Source organism: Streptomyces sp. NPDC087263 (genome assembly GCF_044744645.1).
GTDB lineage: Bacteria > Actinomycetota > Actinomycetes > Streptomycetales > Streptomycetaceae > Streptomyces.
The window spans coordinates 501,412-517,386 of the sequence record NZ_JBIUYT010000001.1; the positions used below are offsets into that span (position 1 = coordinate 501,412).

The window sequence follows — 15,975 nt, forward strand, 5'->3', positions numbered from 1 at the left end:
TCGTGAAGCTAAGCCACCGGGATCACACTCGTGCGGTACGCCGCCGGAGTCACCCCCAGCACCCGCCGGAACCAGCGCGTCAGATGTGCCTGGTCCGCGAAGCCCACCAAGCCGGCCACCTCGGCGGGGCGCCGCCCGGCCTCGAGCAGCCCGCGGGCCCTTTCCACCCGGTGCTGGGCGAGCCAGGCGTACGGCGGCATCCCCATCGTCGTACGGAAGGCGCGCAGGAGTTGGTAGCGGGAGAGGCCGAGGTCTGCGGCGAGGTCTGCGAGTGAAGGCGGGCTCTGCAGTTCGTCGGCGAGGCGGTCGCGTACGGCGTGGGCGATGTGGCCCGCTCCCGGGATCTCGTCGCACACCGGGCGGGCGGTGGAGTGGCGGCGGGCGAGGGCCGTGAGCAGCCATGGGATGCGGGACTCGGCCTCCAACGGGTCGGGGCAGAGGCTGAGTTCGGTGTGTGCGAGGCGCAGGGCCGCGGCCAGTTCGGGGTCGTCGAGGAGCGGTTCACGGAAGTGCGGGAGGGTGAGGGTGCCCTCGGCGAGGAGGGAGGCGTCCGGGTACATCGCGCGGTACGCGTAGCCCTCGCAGGCCGCGGGCCCACCGGTGTGCGCCTCACCGGGGGCGAGGACGACGATCGAGCCCGGTCCGGTACGGATCCGGCCGCCGCGGTAGTCGATGAGCTCGGCGCCGTCGACGCAGACCCCGATGGTGAACTCGGCGTGGGCGTGCGGGGCGTACCGGTGCCGGTCAAAGCGGGCGGTCAGCAGATCGAGTGGGCGCCCGTCCCGCCCGAGAGTCGCCCTGGTCCAGAGCGCCTGCTCACTTCCGCTCACCTCGTATCGCTCCCCAGCATCGAGTCACCCCCAGACGTTGAACACCCGAGCGCCCCGCTTCCATGCCGCGCGCGGGTTACGAGCTCAGAGCGTCGCTTGACCCTGCCGCAACGTCAACGTTTCTACTGGGGCCATGCGGATCGGAGAACTCGCCACGGCTGTCGGTGTCACGACGCGGACCGTGCGGCACTATCACCATCTTGGGCTGCTGCCCGAGCCCGAGCGGCGGCCGAACGGGTACCGCGAATACGGGCTGCGGCATGCCGTCGTCCTCGCCCGGATCCGGCGGCTGACCGAGCTGGGGCTCGGGCTCGCCGAGGTGCGGGACGTGCTCGCGGACGACGCGGGGCGCGAGCTCGCCGAGGTGCTCGCGGAGCTGGACGAGGATCTGGCGTGGCAGGAGGAGGCGATCCGGGAGCGACGGGAGCGACTGCGTGCGCTGATGCGTCAGGGGGTGCCCGCCGAAGGGCCCGTCTCGCCCGAACTGGCCGCACTGTTCAGCGAGATGGTCCACAGCGCCGAGTCCGCCATGGCCGCGAAGGACCGCGAGATGCTGGCGCTCATCGAGATGACGGCGCCCCCGGAGGAACGGGAACGGCTTCTGGCGGTGCTGCGCGACGCGTTCGACGCACCGGGCGCGGCGGAGCGGGCGCACCAGGCCTACGCCCTGCTCGACGAGATCGCGGACGCTGATCCAGGCGACCCGCGCGTGGACAAGGCCGCCCGGGCCCTTGCCGACTGTCTGCCCGAGGCACTTCTGCCCGGGGGCACGGTGGACGACGACAACAGCTTCCTGCGCGCCTTCTTCGACGACTTCCCGCCGGCCCAGGCGGAGGCGATCCGCCGCACGATGCGGATGGTCGTGGAGCGACAGCAAAAGCAAAAGCGACAGCAAGAGCGACAGCAACAGCAAAGGGGTGCGCCGTGAGGACCACGTACGGACTGCTACGACTGCTGCGGCGGCTCCTCGCGCACGAGTTGCGGCTGCTCGCCGGCCTCGGGCGGTGGGTGGCCCGGCGGCCGCCCCACGGGGTGGGTGAGGGGCGCGGGTTCGGGTATGCGCGCGGGCAGGCCGCGATGATGTTCGGGCTTGCGTTCGTGTGCGTCGTGGAGACCGTCGGCATGTCCGTGCTGCTGCGTGACTGGCCCCGCGTGGAGCGGGTCGTCCTCGTCCTCGACGTCTACACGGTGGTCTTTCTGATCGGCCTGTATGCGGCCTGCGTGAGCCGGCCCCACGTGCTGGACTCCGGCGCCCTGCGGGTGCGCAACGGCGCCCATGTCGACCTGCGGATACCGCTGGAGGACATCACCTCCGTGCGCCGCGAGGTGCGCTTCACCCACGAGCGGGAGGACGGCGAACTGAACCTCCCGGTGGGCGCGCAGACCGAGGTGACCCTCGAACTCGCCATCCCGGTAAGGCACTTCACCTTCCTGGGCCGGGAACAGGCCGTACATCTCGTACGTCTCCACGCGGACGACCCCGACGAACTGGTCCGGCGCCTCACGCAGGCGCGAACCGTACCTTCGCCGCTCCCGGGTCGGCCTGTGTGAGCCGCACCCGCAGCCGTTCCCCCAGGGGCAGCGGCGCGGGGCCGCCGACGAGGCGGGCGAACACCGCGGGCGACTCCAACTGCACGGTCCCGACAGTGGGTTCACGCTCCTGTACGTCCACCACGCAGCCCTCGAACACCTCGCCGATCCGGTCCTTGAGCAGCGCGGCCTCGACGATGTCGACGCACTCGCGCTCGACGGTGCCCTGGCGCCGGGTGCCGTCGGCCATCTCCTTGGGAAGTTCGCCGAGGGCGGCCAACACCCAGTCGGGGGGCGGTTGTTCGGCGACGGCCGCGAGGCAGATCTCGGAGGCGTAGCGGTCGGCGAGGCGGCGTAGCGGGGCCGTGCAGTGGGCGTAGGGCGCGGCGACGGCGGCGTGCGAGGTGACCTCCGGGAGGGCGCCGTCGCGGAAGACCGTGTAACCCGCGCCGCGCAGCAGCGTCGTGCACTCCTGGAGGAAGGCGGCGTGGTGCGGCCGGTGCGGGTCGAGGGAGCGGATGAGTTGCGCGTACGAGACGTGGTGCGGCCAGTCGATGTGCAGGGCCCTGGCGGTACGGCGAAGCCGGCCGACCGCGCCGTCGGGTGCGGCGGGGAGGGTGCGCAGGACGCCGGTGCCGTGGGCGAGCATGAGATCGGCCGCCGCCATCCCGGTGAGCAGGGAGATCTGCGCGTTCCAGCCGTCGGCGGGGAGCGGTGCACGGTAGGCGAGTTCGTACGTCCCGTCCTTCTCGACGATCTCCTGCTCGGGCACGTTGAGCGAGATGCCGCCGCGCTCCACCTCAAGGCCCTCGCGCAGCAGCCCGATGTCCTTCAGCAGGGCGAGCGGCTCCTCGGCCGTCCCGTCGTCGATCTGCCTCTGCACGCCCGCGTAGTCGAGTTTGGCGCGGCTGCGTACGAGGGCACGGCGTACGTCGGCCGTCTCGGTGCGGCCGTCCGCGTCGAGGTCGAGGGTCCACAGCACGGCCGGGCAGGTCTGGTCCGGGAGCAGGCTGGCGGCGCCCTCGGACAGCTCGGCCGGGTGGAGCGGGACCTTCTCGTCCGGGAAGTACAGGGTGGTCACGCGGCGGTGGGACTCGGCGTCCAGGGCGCCGCCGGGTGCGACGAACGCGGCGACGTCGGCGATGGCGTATCGGACGCGAAAGCCGCCCGGGCGGCGTGACAGGTGCATCGCCTGGTCGAGGTCCCTGGACGTCGGCGGGTCGATGGTGAAGAGCGGGATGTCCGTCGCGTCGTGGGCGGGGAGGCGAGGTGCCCGCGCGGCTTCTTCGAGCGCGTCGGGCGAGAAGCCCTCGGGCACGTCGAGCTCGGTACGCAGTGCGCGCAGGGCGGCCCGCAAGGGGGCCTCGGCTGTACCGGTGACACGGATGCGTCGGCGAGGCATGGGTCGAGCGTAGGCCGCGCCGCATCGGGCGGCACTCCGGCTGCTGTCAGGTACCCCTTAGGCTTGCCCGGGGCCGGATCCACCGTAGGGAGATACCACCGTGCTCGTGCTGTTGCCGCCCTCCGAAGGCAAGGCGTCCTCCGGGCGGGGAACCGCGCTGAAACTGGAGTCGCTGTCGCTTCCGGGGCTCACCGAGGCGCGCCAGGCGGTTCTCGACGAGCTGGTCGAGCTGTGCCTCGGCGACGAGGAGAAGGCCCGCGAGGTGCTCGGGCTGAGCGAGGGCCTGCGCGGCGAGGTCGCCAAGAACACGGAGCTGCGGACGGCGGGCGCGCGTCCGGCCGGGGAGATCTACACGGGGGTCCTGTACGACGCCCTGGACCTGGCCTCGCTCGACCCGGCGGCCAAGCGCCGCGCGGGCCGTTCGCTCCTCGTCCTCTCGGGTCTGTGGGGCGCGGTCCGGGTCACCGACCGGATCCCCTCGTACCGCTGCTCCATGGGTGTGAAGCTGCCCGCGCTGGGAGCGCTGGGCGCGTACTGGCGTACGCCGATGGCCGCCTCGCTCCCCGAGGCGGCCGGCGACGGGCTCGTCCTCGATCTGCGGTCCTCCGCGTACGCGGCCGCCTGGAGGCCGAAGGGCGAGGTCGCGGCTCGGACGGCCACCGTACGGGTGCTGCACTCGCAGCTCGTGAACGGCGTCGAGAAGCGGTCCGTCGTCAGCCACTTCAACAAGGCGACCAAGGGAAAGATCGTGCGCAGCCTGCTCATGGCGGGCGCGGCTCCCAAGGGTCCGGCGGAGCTGGTGGAGGCGTTGCGGGATCTCGGGTACGCGGTGGAGGTCGAGGCGCCAGGCAGGGCGGGCAGGCCGTGGGCGCTGGACGTGGTGGTGACGGAGGTCCACTGAGTCTCCGCAGCTACGTCAGCTACATCAGCTACATCAGCTACATCATATTGCAGCATGTGCAATGACCTTTGCGCATGCTGCGCACCGCGGGCAGGATGAGCGGCATGACTTCGCCGCTGCCCTCATCTCCGCATGCCTCCGTGCTGGACCTCGCGCCGGTCGTCCCCGTCGTCGTGCTCAAGGACGCCGCCGATGCCGTGCCGCTCGCGCGGGCGCTGGTCGCGGGCGGGCTGCCGGTGATCGAGGTGACGCTGCGGACACCGGCGGCGCTCGACGCGATCCGGGCGGTGGCGGCAGAGGTGCCGGACGCGGTGGTGGGGGCGGGGACCGTGCTCTCACCGGCCCAGGTGGCTCAGTCCGTGGACGCCGGGGCGCGCTTTCTCGTCAGCCCCGGCTGGACGGACGTACTGCTCGCCGCCATGGAGGGGTCCGGGGTGCCGTTCCTGCCGGGGGTGTCCACGACGTCGGAGGTCGTGGCGCTGCTGGAGCGGGGGGTGCGTGACATGAAGTTCTTCCCGGCACAGGCGGCGGGCGGTACGGCGTATCTCAGGTCGCTGGCGGGGCCACTGCCGCAGGCTCGGTTCTGCCCTACGGGCGGTATAGGCCTCGCCTCCGCACCGGAATACCTTGCCCTGCCCAACGTCGGCTGTGTGGGCGGGAGTTGGATGCTCCCCGAGGACGCGGTGGCGGCACGGGACTGGGGGCGGATCGAGTCCCTGGCGCGGGAAGCGGCGGCTCTGCGAGCTTGACGACAGCTCCTCTCAGCGGAGGTGGGAGGTGTCGTCGAAGACGCGCAGGTCAGCGGAGGTGGGAGGTGTCGTTGAAGACGCGCAGGCTCGCGTTGCCGTCCGCGTAGTACGCCACCGCGGAGAGGGAGGCCGCGGACAGCTCCATCCGGAACAGGGACTCCGACGGGGCGCCGATCGCGAGGCGTACGAGGGTTTTGATGGGGGTGACGTGGGTGACGAGCAGGACGGTGCGGCCCGCGTACGCGGCGATGAGCTTGTCGCGGGTGAGGGCGATTCGGCGGGCGGTGGCCTCGAAGCTCTCGCCACCGCCGGTGGGTTCGACGTCCGGCGATGCGAGCCAGGCGTTGAGGTCGTCGGGGTAGCGCTCCCGTACCTCGCCGAACGTCAGACCCTCCCACGCGCCGAAGTCCGTCTCGCGCAGGCCTTCCTCGATGACCACGTCGAGCCCGAGGCGGGCGGCTACGGCCGCGGCGGTCTCGCGGGTGCGGGTGAGGGGGGACGCCACGATCGCCTGGATCGTGCCGCGTGCGGCGAGCGCCGTTGCGGCTCGCTCGGCCTGGTCCCGGCCGACTTCGGACAGGGCCGGGTCCGTGCCGCCGCTGCCGGAGAAGCGTTTCTGGGGGGTGAGGGGGGTCTCGCCGTGGCGAAGGAGTACGAAGGTGGCGGGGGCGCCGAGGTCCGGGGGTGCGCCCCAGCCGACGGGCGGGGTCCCGGTGGCCAGGTTTCGAGCTGCCCGTACGTCGGATTCGGCCTTCGCGGATTCGGCGCCGGAAGTCTTCGGAGTGCGGGCCGTCGGGGGCTGGTCGCGCGGTTCCCCGCGCCCCTGACGGGGCGCTCCCGAACCCGGCGCAGCAGAGGGCGCCGTCCCTCCCCGCGTCGCTGCGATCGCCGCTCGCGCCTTCGCCGCGCCCGCAGCCGCGTCCCCCGGCGGGCCCGACGGCTCAGGCGCAGCCGACCTCGCGGCCCTCGCGTCCAGCTCCGCCGTCGACATCGACGGCGACCACCGCTCGCCCCGCTTCCCCGCGTCCATCGCCTCGTTGGCGAGCCGGTCGGCGTGCTTGTTCTGCTCGCGCGGGATCCACTCGTACGTGACTTGGGACGGCGGGAGGATCCGGGCCGCCTCCGCCGCGAGGGGCTTCATGTCGGGGTGTTTGATCTTCCAGCGGCCCGACATCTGCTCGACGACGAGCTTGGAGTCCATGCGGACCCGGACCGAGGCGGTGGGGTCAAGTTCGCGGGCCGCCTTCAGACCGGCGATCAACCCCCGGTACTCCGCAACGTTGTTGGTGGCCACGCCGATGTACTCGGCGGCCTCCGCGAGCGTTTCTCCGGTGGTCGCGTCGATGACCACGGAGCCGTAGCCCGCGGGTCCCGGGTTGCCCCGGGACCCGCCGTCGGCCTCGACGATGAACTCCCGCACCGCACAAGCTCCTTACTGGCCTACTGGTGCCCCAGGCCTACAGGCCGGACTCGGACGTGCGGATCAGGATGCGACGGCAGTTCTCGCAGCGGAGCACGGTGTCCGGGGAGGCCGCCTTCACTTCGTTGACCTCGGTGATGTTGAGCTCCAGGCGGCAGCCCTCGCAGCGGCGCTGGTAGAGCCGGGCCGCACCGACGCCGCCCTGCTGCTGGCGCAGCTTGTCGTAGAGCTTGAGGAGGTCGGCGGGGACGACGCCTGCGATGACCTCGCGCTCCTTGGTCGCCGTGGCCGCCTCGCTGTCGAGCGACTCGAAGGAGGCGTCCCGGCGCGCGGTCGCGTCGTCGATCTTCGACTGGACGGAGGAGACCCGCTCGGTCAGCTCGGCGGACCGCTCCTGCGCGGACTCGCGGCGCTCCATGATCTCCAGGACGACGTCTTCCAGGTCGCCCTGCCGCTTGGCGAGGGAGATGATCTCGCGCTGGAGGTTCTCCAGGTCCTTGGGCGAGGACACGGCACCGGAGTCGAGGCGCTGCTGGTCGCGGACGGCGCGCTGGCGCACCTGGTCGACGTCCTGCTCCGCCTTGGTCTGCTCGCGGGCGCAGTCGCTGTCCTCGGTCTGCGCGGCGACGAGCAGGTCGCGCAACTGGATGAGGTCCTTGTTCAGCGACTCGATCTCGGCGTGCTCGGGCAGCGACCTGCGCTTGTGTGCCAGCTGCTGAAGGCGGGCGTCGAGGGACTGGACGTCGAGGAGTCGGATCTGGTCGGCGGGCGCGGCGTTCAGTTGGGGGCTCCTGATGTGTCGGTAGTCGAGGCCGCGTGGGCGGTCCAGGGGTCGGTGACCGTCTTGGAGACGTGGACCCGAAGTCCCCATCCCTTCCGGTCGGAGATCTCGTCGAGCTGGGCGGCGGCCAGCTCGCACCAGGGCCACTCGGTGGCCCAGTGCGCCGCGTCGAGCAGCGCGAGAGGACTGTGGGCGCGGGCCTCGCTCACCGGGTGGTGGCGCAGGTCCGCGGTGAGGAAGGCGTCCACGCCGGCGGCGCGTACGTCGGCGAAGAGGCTGTCGCCGGAGCCGCCGCTGACCGCGACGGTACGCACCAGCGCCTCGGGGTCGCCCGCGACGCGGATGCCCTGCGCGGTGGCGGGCAGCCGCTCGGCGGCGCGCGCGGCGAACTCGCGGACGGTCACCGGGTGGTCCAGCTCACAGACGCGGCCGAGGCCCCGCCGGCCGTCCGGGTCGGTCGGGTCCGGCACGAGGGGGCGTACGACGCGGAGGTCGAGCGCGCCCGCGAGGGCGTCCGAGACTCCCGGATCGGCGCGGTCGGCGTTCGTGTGGGCGACGTGCAGCGCGATGTCGTTCTTGATGAGGGTGTGCACGACGCGGCCCTTGAAGGTGTCGGCCGCGACCGTCGTCGTACCGCGAAGGTAGAGCGGGTGGTGGGTGACCAGCAGGCCGGCACCCAGCTTCAGGGCCTCTTCGACGACGTCCTGGACGGGGTCGACGGCGAACAGGACGCGCGTGACCTCCTGGTCGGGATCGCCGCAGACCGTACCGACCGCGTCCCATCCCTCGGCCCGCTCCGGAGGCCAGAGGGCGTCGAGCGCGGCGATGACTTCAGACAGACGGGGCACGAAGAAAGGCTACCTGGCTCAGGCCGGTCCCCCACCGGCCGTGGGCCACTCCGCCGGGACCCCCACGACGGACGCGTCGCGGTCACCCCGCTCCCGCCGCCCGCCGCCGGTCCCGTTCAGCACATCCGCCCCCGTTTCCTCAGGCGAATCTCGACATAGCCACCCTTATGTGTGAAGCGACCGCCCGCCGGTCCCACGCCCGTGCGTACGAAAACTAGCTTCGTGGCCGGAGGTGACCGAACGATGACGGCCTGTGCCACCGAACCCGGGAACGAGGCGGCTGAGAACGAGCGGGCCGCCCGCCCTGCCTGCGTGATCACCGCGGACGGAACGTACGCGGCACGCCTCGCCCTCGACGGCGAGTCCTGGTATCCGGAGCGCTGGACTCTGGACGGCCCCGAGCCGTACGCCGTACCCCTACCGTCCCATCAGCCGGAGGAGCCCGGCACCGAGGTGCTGCCGCTGACCGACGGACGGGTGCTGATCCACCGCGAGACGGACCGGCGGCACGCGTTCTCGCTGCTCTACCCGACCGGGCCCGGCACCGGTGAGCTGCCGCTCGGCGCGGTGGAGTGTCCGGACGAGGGGACCCTGCTGCGGCTGCTGCCGCCCGCGCCGGACGGCGGTCACGCGTACGCCCTCGCCGTGGGGCGGGGGTCCACGGCGGTGTGGCAGGTGGCGGGCGGCGCCTTCGGGCCCGAGCATCTGGCCGAGGTGCCGGGCCGCTGCTCGGGCGGGGTGTGGCTGGACACCACGGGACGCCTGCTGGCCCTGGACCGCTTGCAGGACGGCCACACCAAGACGGTCGTCGTGGACCTGGAGCGCGGCGGCGAGGTGTCCCCGCTGCTCCAGATCGCCGAGAACAGCAACGACCGGCTGCTCCTCGCGGACCCCGACAGCGGACTCATCCTGATCCGTTCCGACGCGCCGGGCTGCGACCGCCTCGGCTGGGGCGTCCTCGGCAGCACCCTCCCGATCCGCTTCCCGGAGAGCCTCCACCTGGCCGACTGCGCGGTGACCCCGTTCGCGATCCAGCCCGGCCAGGTGCTGATGCCGGAGAACTGCGCGGTCGCCCTGCGCATCGACGGCCCGACCGGCACCTGGGTGGGCCTGTGGCGCCCCGCCGGGCGACAGGTCCACCATCTCCCCGCCCCCGAGGGGTGGTTGACGGGAGCGGGCCTGTGGAGCGGCGAGGGGGTGCTCCAACTCCCTTACGCGACAGGGTCGGTGGCGTACGGGGTGGCGAGGGTGAAGGCACCTGCGGAGGAGCAGGAGGAGGAGCAGGAGAAGGCCGCTCCGGCTCCTCCTGAGCGGACCGCCACCCCTCGCCCGATCCCTCTCCAGCAGGCACCTCTGAACGGAGGGAAGGTCTCAGCCCGTCTGGGGGCACCCCCTCTGGGGGAGTTCGAGGACGAGGCCGTCCAGGCCGAATGGGGGTCCGGGGGCGCGGCCCCCCGGGACGGGAAGGGCAGGAGCGGCGGGGGCGAGAAAAACGCAGCCCCCGCCGAAGCGCCCGCCCTGACCGCCGGTTAGAATCCCCCGGCACAAGAAGGATCTTGTCTACGGGGTGAACACAAGATGAGCGAAACCGGCACGATGGAATGGCCGATCACTGACACCCAGACCGAGGGCCACGGAAAGCACCGCGGCCCGGTGGTCTCCGGCGGGGACGCGGACGCGACCCCGCAGGGCCGCCACCGCAAGCCGTCCGACCAGGGCAACCAGGCCTGACGACAGCTCGCAGTCAGAACCGGCGACACCACGGCCCCGCCCGCTACAGAGCGAGCGGGGCCGTTCCGTGCACCAGAGCCCTCCCCGCCAGGAGAGCTATCCGCGCCTGAGCCCCAACACCTCCGCCGCAGCGAACGTCTCCCCCGCCGGCCGCTCCGCGTAGTACGGGCTGAGCAGCGCGTCCAGTTCGTCGTACGTGAAGGTGTCCTGCTTGCTGTCGAACTTGGCGGCCACCCGCGGGCGTTCGACGATCGCGACCATGCCTCCGTGCACGACGAGAAGCTGACCGTTGACGTGCGCTGCGGCGGGCGAGGCCAAGTAGCCGACGAGCGGGGCGACATGCTCGGGAGCGAGCGGATCCAGGCCGTCCGCGGGCTCGGCGAGGCCGGCGAACACGTCCTGGGTCATACGGGTTCGGGCGCGCGGGCAGATCGCGTTCGCGGTGACGCCGTACTTCGCGAGAGCCAGTGCCGTGGAGGTGGTCAGCCCGACGATTCCACCTTTGGCCGCCGCATAGTTGGGCTGCCCCGCCGAGCCGGCGAGGAACGCCTCCGACGAGGTGTTCACGATCCGCCCGTACACCGGCCCGCCCGCCTCCTTGGACCGCACCCGCCAGTGCGCGGAGGCGAAGTGGATGGTGTTGAAGTGGCCCTTCAGGTGCACCCTGATGACCGAGTCCCACTCGTCCTGCGACATCGAGAAGACCATCCGGTCGCGCAGGATGCCCGCGTTGTTGACCAGGATGTCGAGCTTCCCGAACTCGGCGACCGCCAACTCGACCAGGGCGCGCGCCTGTTCGTGGTCGGCGACGTCACCGGCGTGGGCGACGGCCCGGCCGCCCGCGGCCCGGATCTCGGCGGCGACCTCCTCGGCGGGGGTGTCCGACGCCTCGCCGGAACCGTCCCGTCCGGGCCGGCCGTAGTCGTTGACGACGACGGCCGCGCCGAGACGTCCGAGTTCGAGCGCCTCGGCCCGGCCCAGCCCGCGGCCGGCGCCCGTGACGATCGCGGCCAATCCCTCAAGTGGCAGTGACATCAAGGTCCTTAGAGGTCGCGAGGAAGCTGTGGTCGGGGTCAGATCTCGATGCACGTACGCAGCGCCGTGCCCGTCCGCATCTGGTCCAGTGCCTCGTTGATCTCGGCGAGCGGCACCCGGTGGGTGATCAGGCCCTCCAGGTCGATGCGGCCCGCGCGCCACAGGGCGACGGTCCGCTCGTAGGAACGCAGGACGTCTCCGCCGCCGTACATCGAGGGCAGGATCCGCTTCTCGTCGAAGAACAGCTCGAACATGTTGAGCTGGAGGAAGTCGTCCATGGCGCCCGCGCCGACGATGACGAGGGTGCCGCCGCGCCGGGTGTTCTCGTACGCGGTGCGCGCGGTGGCGGAGCGGCCGACGACCTCGAAGACGTAGTCGAAGCCCTCGCCGGCGGTGATCCGCTGTTTGGCGTCCGGGAGTTCGTCCGGTGAGACGGCCTGGGTGGCGCCGAACCGCAGCGCGGCCTCGCGGCGGGAGGCGACCGGGTCGACGGCGACGATCTCGGCGGCGCCCTTGAGCCGTGCGCCCTGGATGGCGGAGATGCCGACGCCGCCGCAGCCGATGACGGCGACCGACGAACCGGCTTCCACGTCCGCGGTGTTGAGGGCGGCGCCGAGTCCGGTGGTGACCCCGCAGCCGATGAGGGCGGCGATGTCGAAGGGCACGTCGTCGGGGATCGGCACGGCGCAACCGGCGTCGACCACGACCTCCTCGGCGAAGGTGCCGGTGCCCGCGAAGCCGAAGACATCGCCGCCGGGGCGCCGGAAGTTGGGGGTGCCCGCGTTCATGAACCCGGCCAGACACAGTTCGGTCTGTCCTCGCTTGCAGGCGGGACAGACGCCGCAGGCCGGCAGCCAGCAGACGACGACCCGGTCACCGGGTTTGACGTTCATGACGCCCTCGCCGACCTCGACGACCTCACCGGCGCCCTCGTGCCCGGGCACGAACGGCGCGGGCTGCGGCAGTACGCCGCTCATCGCCGACAGGTCCGAATGGCACAGCCCCGTGGCGCGCACCCGGATCCTCACCCGGCCCGGACCGAAGCCCACCGCCTCGATGTCGTCGAGGACTTCCAGCTTGTCCTGGCCTATCTCGTGCTGTACGGCTGCGCGCATGGTGCGGCTCCCCTCGGGAAGGACGTCGGGAAGGACGTCACGGAGGTACGTACGACGGTCAGGCGTGCTCAACGATCGTGTCGGCGAGGACCGGAGCGTCGTCCCGCTCCGCCGCGGTCACCGCCACCTGGATCCCGCCGGGGCGCCGCCACATCCGGATACGCAGGGTCTCGCCGGGATATACGACACCGGCGAAGCGGGTCGTGTACGAGCGGACGCGGGCCATGTCTCCGCCGAGCAGCGTGTCGACGACCGCCTTGAGCGTCATCCCGTACGTGCACAGCCCGTGCAGGATCGGCCGGTCGAACCCGGCGACCTTGGCGAACTCGGGGTCGGCGTGCAGCGGGTTCCAGTCACCGGAGAGCCGGTAGAGCAGGGCCTGGTCCTCCCGGACCAGGCGTTCAACTGCCTTGTCCGGCGGCCCGGTTGGTGCTTCGAGGCGGGTGGCGGGGCCCCGGTCGCCGCCCCAGCCGCCTTCGCCCCGTACGAAGATCTGGGCGTCGTTCGTCCACAACGGGCCCTCGGTGTCGGTGACTTCCGTGCGCATGACGAGGATCGCGGCCTTGCCCTTGTCGTACACCGCGGCGATCCGCGAGGTGGCCGTCGCCCTGCCCTCGACCGGGATCGGGCGGTGCAGGGTCAGGCTCTGGCCGCCGTGCAGGACGCGGGCGAGGTCGACCTCGACGCCGGGCATGGAGAGGCCGGCGATCACACCCGGGCGGCCCGCACCGGCGACGGTCGCGAAGCTCGGCAGGACGTGCAGCCTGGACTCCAGGGTGTAGCGCAGCTCGTCCGGGTCGGTCGCGGGGTTCTCCCTGTCGGGATTCGCGCCCGCGCCGAGGCCCAGGTGGTAGAGCTGGACGTCCTTGTGACCCCAGGTGATCTCTCCGGTCCGGGGTTCGGCGGCGAGGGCCTTGGCGGCGTCGATGGGCATGGGGCTCCGCTCCTGGTCACTCGTGATCGCCGGCAATCGATGGTTGGCTGGTTGGCTGGTTGATCGTCTGTGGAAAACCTCGGTACGGCCGTCCGCACCGTCGGCCGTACCGAGGTCGACGCTGGGCCGTGGAACCCGCCTCTTCTAGAACGCGTTCCAGTCCGGCGAACCCCTTGTATAGCCCAGCACCGGGTAGTTGTGAAGACTCCTGACACCATGTCAGATCGGGGCGGGATCGAGGAGTCATGACATTTGTCCCACCCAACTCCTTACAAACGCATCTCCCGGTCGGGGCCCCCTGTCCGTAGCGTCGTACCCATCGCATTCGACGAGGGGGAGACGCGATGGCCGGGACGAAGAAGAGGAACTGTCGCATCCCCGAGCTCGGGAAGTCCGGGAAGTCGCGGCCGGACGACGTGGGCCACCCGCCCAGCGGCTTCGCGCTGCTGCCCTGGCTGCTGATGGGCATGGGCTCGTTCTCCAACCTCGTCCAGGGCAGGACACCGAACCCCCTGATCGCCGGTCTGGGTCTGCTCGCCTTCAACTCCCTCTACATCTACGTCGTGTTCCGCGCCTTCGCGAAGGAGACGCGGGAGGCCCGCTCCACCCGGGTGGCGCTCGCCCTGATGGCATTGCTGACCTCTGGCCTCACCATCGGGTACGGCGACACGTGGCTGTGGTTCTTCCCGCTGCTTGGCCTGGCCGTGGGCGCGGTCGTCAGGGGCAAGCCCCTCGGCCGGATCGCGCTCGGCCTGAGCGTCCTCGCGGGGACCATCGCCTGGTTCCACGAGGGCTGGGCCGCGGTCAACATCGCCTACGGCACCTTCCTGTCCACCGCGGTGACCGCCGCGATCCTGTCCCTCTCCGACGCGGTACGTGAACTGCGCGCCGCCCGAGAGGAGTTGGCGCGCCGTGCGGTCGAGAAGGAGCGGCTGCGTTTCTCCCGCGACCTGCACGACCTGCTCGGCCACACGCTCTCGGTGATCGTCGTGAAGTCGGAGGCTGCCCGCCGGCTGGCCCCCCGCGACCTGAGCGCGGCCCTCGTCCAGATCTCGGACATCGAGTCGGTCGGCCGCCAGGCCCTCACGGAGATCCGTGAGGCGGTCACCGGCTATCGCGAGGGCAGCCTCGACACGGAACTGGACGGCGCCCACTCCGCGCTCTCCGCGGCCGGAGTCGAGCCGGCCGTCCGCCGGTCGGGCATACCTCTCGCGCCCCAGACCGAGGTCCTCCTGGGCTGGGTGGTCCGCGAGGCCGTCACCAACGTCGTACGGCACAGCGGCGCCACGCATTGCGACATCAGCGTCGACAGCACCTCCGAACGGGTCCGCCTGACCGTCACCGACGACGGCACCGCCCCTGCCACCACGCAGGAGCCGGGTACCGGTACCGGCATCAAGGGCCTCACGGAGCGCCTCGCGGCGGCGGGCGGCTCGCTGGAGGCGGGGCAGGGTTCGCGCGGCGGGTTCACGGTGTCGGCCGAACTTCCGGTGGAGCCGGTGGACCCACTGGGCCTGAGGGATCCGGGAGAACCGCAGCTGGTCAGTCACCGGGGGTGAGCACGACGCGCCGACCGGGCGCCGTGGGGGCGTTCCATACCTCCTCGACCTCGGACAGGGGCACGGCGAGGGGGTCGACCGCGAGGGTTCCGGCGGCGATCTCGGCAACGAGGGCGGGCAGTTCGGCGAGGATTCCGGCGGTGCTGACCGAGCCCTGGCCGCTGCCCATGATCTGGAGGTTCGCCGCGCGCAGCAGGGAGGAGGGCAGGGTGATGTCCGCGCCGGCCATGGAGCCGATCTGGATCCAGGCCAGCGGCTTGGCACGGTCGGAGCGGGCGGTGAGCAGGGCGGCCATGGCGTGTTCGGCAGTCGGGCCCCACAGGTAGTCGATCACCACGTCCGCGTCACCCGCGCTCCGGCCGAGCCGGTCGGCGACCTTCTCGGGGTCGTCCAGCAGCGAGACGGTCTCGTCGGCGCCCAGGCCGGGCAGCAGGTCCAGGCGCTCGGCGTCGCGGCCGGCGCCCACGACATGGGCGGCGCCGAGATGCTTGGCGATCCGGACGGCGAGTTGTCCGGCGTTGCCGGTCGCGCCCAGGACCAGGACGCGGGCGCCGGGCTTGAGCGTGACGCGGCTGCGGAGGGCGACCCAGGAGGACATGGCGGGGTTCATCGCGGCGGCCACCGCGACCGGATCGGTGCCGGCCGGCAGGGTGATGGCGCGGCGACGGTCGACGACGGCCTGCTCCGCCATGGTGCCCAGGCCGGTGTCGTCGGCGACGAAGTAGAGCAGTTCGCCCTGCGCCGTACGGCCGACCGCGTCGACGCCGGGTACCAGCGGCAGGACACCGCCGGAGGTGTAGTGGGTGCCGTCGGCATCGGAGCGCACCCGGGGGTGGAGACCGGCGGCCAGCACGTCCACCAGGATCTCGTGCTCCCCGGCGGGCCGGGGTGTGTCGATGATGTCGAAGCGGGGCGGGGTGTCGAAGGAACGGACGACGGCTGCGTGCATGACTGGCCTCCTGGGGCGGGTGGGCACCCGCATGATGTGCGCCGCATGATGTGCGCCGCATGGTTTGCGCCGCATGGTTTGCGGCGCATGGTTTGCGGCGCATGGTTTGCGGCGCGTACTGCTTTCGTTTCGACAGACGCGATAGTTTGCGTCACGTACCAATTCGAAGGTAGTTTGTGCCACGTACTAAG

Annotated in this window: 16 protein-coding genes; 7 read left to right on the forward strand and 9 right to left on the reverse strand. The window is 71.8% G+C overall.

Annotated elements, in window-relative coordinates; all coding sequences use genetic code 11:
• Positions 1 to 8 precede the first annotated feature (8 nt).
• The gene (locus ACIPC1_RS02215; protein ID WP_402512520.1) at positions 9 to 830 is read right to left on the reverse strand and encodes an AraC family ligand binding domain-containing protein; all 822 of its coding nucleotides are present in this window, start codon (positions 828 to 830) and stop codon (positions 9 to 11) included.
• Between the two features lie 133 nt (positions 831 to 963).
• Here ACIPC1_RS02215 and ACIPC1_RS02220 point away from each other — a divergent pair, with 133 nt between their 5' ends.
• Positions 964 to 1,758, forward strand: a complete 795-nt coding sequence (locus ACIPC1_RS02220; protein ID WP_402512522.1) for a MerR family transcriptional regulator — start codon at positions 964 to 966, stop codon at positions 1,756 to 1,758.
• The gene (locus tag ACIPC1_RS02225) at positions 1,755 to 2,381 is read left to right on the forward strand and encodes a hypothetical protein (RefSeq protein ID WP_402512524.1); all 627 of its coding nucleotides are present in this window, start codon (positions 1,755 to 1,757) and stop codon (positions 2,379 to 2,381) included. Before ACIPC1_RS02220 ends, ACIPC1_RS02225 begins: the two co-directional genes overlap by 4 nt.
• Here the strand turns inward: ACIPC1_RS02225 and ACIPC1_RS02230 are convergent.
• Positions 2,332 to 3,762 (reverse strand): RNB domain-containing ribonuclease, encoded by a 1,431-nt coding sequence (locus ACIPC1_RS02230; protein ID WP_402512526.1) that lies wholly within the window; start codon positions 3,760 to 3,762, stop codon positions 2,332 to 2,334. The two genes, ACIPC1_RS02225 and ACIPC1_RS02230, sit on opposite strands and share 50 nt — an antisense overlap.
• A 100-nt stretch (positions 3,763 to 3,862) precedes the next feature.
• On the opposite strand from ACIPC1_RS02230, the gene yaaA reads away from it, so the two are divergent.
• Both yaaA and eda read left to right on the forward strand, forming a co-directional pair.
• Entirely contained in the window at positions 3,863 to 4,663 is an 801-nt protein-coding gene (gene yaaA, locus ACIPC1_RS02235; RefSeq protein ID WP_402512528.1) for a peroxide stress protein YaaA, read from the forward strand.
• Positions 4,664 to 4,767: 104 nt separating this feature from the next.
• The gene (gene eda, locus ACIPC1_RS02240) at positions 4,768 to 5,412 is read left to right on the forward strand and encodes a bifunctional 4-hydroxy-2-oxoglutarate aldolase/2-dehydro-3-deoxy-phosphogluconate aldolase (protein ID WP_402513363.1); all 645 of its coding nucleotides are present in this window, start codon (positions 4,768 to 4,770) and stop codon (positions 5,410 to 5,412) included.
• A 49-nt stretch (positions 5,413 to 5,461) separates the two neighbouring features.
• Here eda and ACIPC1_RS02245 read toward each other — a convergent pair whose 3' ends face one another.
• Genes ACIPC1_RS02245 through ACIPC1_RS02255 form a run of 3 tightly spaced genes read right to left on the reverse strand, consistent with a single transcriptional unit; the run spans position 5,462 to position 8,461 of the window.
• Positions 5,462 to 6,832: a bifunctional RNase H/acid phosphatase gene (locus ACIPC1_RS02245; RefSeq protein WP_402512530.1), complete on the reverse strand. Its 1,371-nt coding sequence runs from the start codon at positions 6,830 to 6,832 to the stop codon at positions 5,462 to 5,464.
• 37 nt (positions 6,833 to 6,869) lie between these two features.
• A complete protein-coding gene (locus tag ACIPC1_RS02250; protein WP_384384234.1) occupies positions 6,870 to 7,613 on the reverse strand; it encodes a zinc ribbon domain-containing protein in 744 nt (247 codons plus the stop codon).
• Positions 7,610 to 8,461, reverse strand: coding sequence for a Nif3-like dinuclear metal center hexameric protein (locus ACIPC1_RS02255; protein ID WP_402512532.1), 852 nt, complete (start codon positions 8,459 to 8,461; stop codon positions 7,610 to 7,612). Before ACIPC1_RS02255 ends, ACIPC1_RS02250 begins: the two co-directional genes overlap by 4 nt.
• 243 nt (positions 8,462 to 8,704) lie before the next feature.
• On the opposite strand from ACIPC1_RS02255, the gene ACIPC1_RS02260 reads away from it, so the two are divergent.
• Entirely contained in the window at positions 8,705 to 9,994 is a 1,290-nt protein-coding gene (locus tag ACIPC1_RS02260; RefSeq protein ID WP_402512534.1) for a hypothetical protein, read from the forward strand.
• Between the two features lie 45 nt (positions 9,995 to 10,039).
• On the forward strand, positions 10,040 to 10,192 hold the full coding sequence (locus tag ACIPC1_RS02265; protein WP_402512535.1) for a hypothetical protein: 153 nt from the start codon (positions 10,040 to 10,042) through the stop codon (positions 10,190 to 10,192).
• 96 nt (positions 10,193 to 10,288) lie between these two features.
• Here the strand turns inward: ACIPC1_RS02265 and ACIPC1_RS02270 are convergent, their stop codons facing one another.
• The 3 genes from ACIPC1_RS02270 to ACIPC1_RS02280 are packed head-to-tail and all read right to left on the reverse strand — an operon-like array spanning position 10,289 to position 13,276.
• A complete protein-coding gene (locus tag ACIPC1_RS02270; RefSeq protein WP_402512536.1) occupies positions 10,289 to 11,227 on the reverse strand; it encodes a 3-oxoacyl-ACP reductase in 939 nt (312 codons plus the stop codon).
• Positions 11,228 to 11,265: 38 nt separating this feature from the next.
• Positions 11,266 to 12,342, reverse strand: coding sequence for a Zn-dependent alcohol dehydrogenase (locus ACIPC1_RS02275; protein ID WP_402512538.1), 1,077 nt, complete (start codon positions 12,340 to 12,342; stop codon positions 11,266 to 11,268).
• Positions 12,343 to 12,400: 58 nt separating this feature from the next.
• Positions 12,401 to 13,276 (reverse strand): MaoC/PaaZ C-terminal domain-containing protein, encoded by an 876-nt coding sequence (locus ACIPC1_RS02280; protein WP_402512539.1) that lies wholly within the window; start codon positions 13,274 to 13,276, stop codon positions 12,401 to 12,403.
• Between the two features lie 344 nt (positions 13,277 to 13,620).
• On the opposite strand from ACIPC1_RS02280, the gene ACIPC1_RS02285 reads away from it, so the two are divergent.
• Positions 13,621 to 14,835, forward strand: coding sequence for a sensor histidine kinase (locus tag ACIPC1_RS02285; protein ID WP_402512541.1), 1,215 nt, complete (start codon positions 13,621 to 13,623; stop codon positions 14,833 to 14,835).
• On the opposite strand, the gene ACIPC1_RS02290 is transcribed toward ACIPC1_RS02285, so the two are convergent.
• Positions 14,819 to 15,784 carry a zinc-binding alcohol dehydrogenase family protein gene (locus tag ACIPC1_RS02290; RefSeq protein WP_402512543.1) on the reverse strand — a complete coding sequence of 322 codons (966 nt, stop codon included), beginning with the start codon at positions 15,782 to 15,784 and terminating at the stop codon, positions 14,819 to 14,821. The two genes, ACIPC1_RS02285 and ACIPC1_RS02290, sit on opposite strands and share 17 nt — an antisense overlap.
• Between the last annotated feature and the right edge of the window lie 191 nt (positions 15,785 to 15,975).

What these genes read in the sequence shown, in the direction of transcription:
- ACIPC1_RS02260 (WP_402512534.1), top strand. Translation starts at nt 8,705, where the DNA reads ATGACGGCCTGTGCCACCGAACCCGGGAACGAGGCGGCTGAGAACGAG.
- ACIPC1_RS02270 (WP_402512536.1), bottom strand. Translation starts at nt 11,227, where the DNA reads ATGTCACTGCCACTTGAGGGATTGGCCGCGATCGTCACGGGCGCCGGC.
- ACIPC1_RS02265 (WP_402512535.1), top strand. Translation starts at nt 10,040, where the DNA reads ATGAGCGAAACCGGCACGATGGAATGGCCGATCACTGACACCCAGACC.
- ACIPC1_RS02280 (WP_402512539.1), bottom strand. Translation starts at nt 13,276, where the DNA reads ATGCCCATCGACGCCGCCAAGGCCCTCGCCGCCGAACCCCGGACCGGA.
- ACIPC1_RS02285 (WP_402512541.1), top strand. Translation starts at nt 13,621, where the DNA reads ATGGCCGGGACGAAGAAGAGGAACTGTCGCATCCCCGAGCTCGGGAAG.
- ACIPC1_RS02230 (WP_402512526.1), bottom strand. Translation starts at nt 3,762, where the DNA reads ATGCCTCGCCGACGCATCCGTGTCACCGGTACAGCCGAGGCCCCCTTG.
- ACIPC1_RS02220 (WP_402512522.1), top strand. Translation starts at nt 964, where the DNA reads ATGCGGATCGGAGAACTCGCCACGGCTGTCGGTGTCACGACGCGGACC.
- ACIPC1_RS02290 (WP_402512543.1), bottom strand. Translation starts at nt 15,784, where the DNA reads ATGCACGCAGCCGTCGTCCGTTCCTTCGACACCCCGCCCCGCTTCGAC.
- ACIPC1_RS02275 (WP_402512538.1), bottom strand. Translation starts at nt 12,342, where the DNA reads ATGCGCGCAGCCGTACAGCACGAGATAGGCCAGGACAAGCTGGAAGTC.
- eda (WP_402513363.1), top strand. Translation starts at nt 4,768, where the DNA reads ATGACTTCGCCGCTGCCCTCATCTCCGCATGCCTCCGTGCTGGACCTC.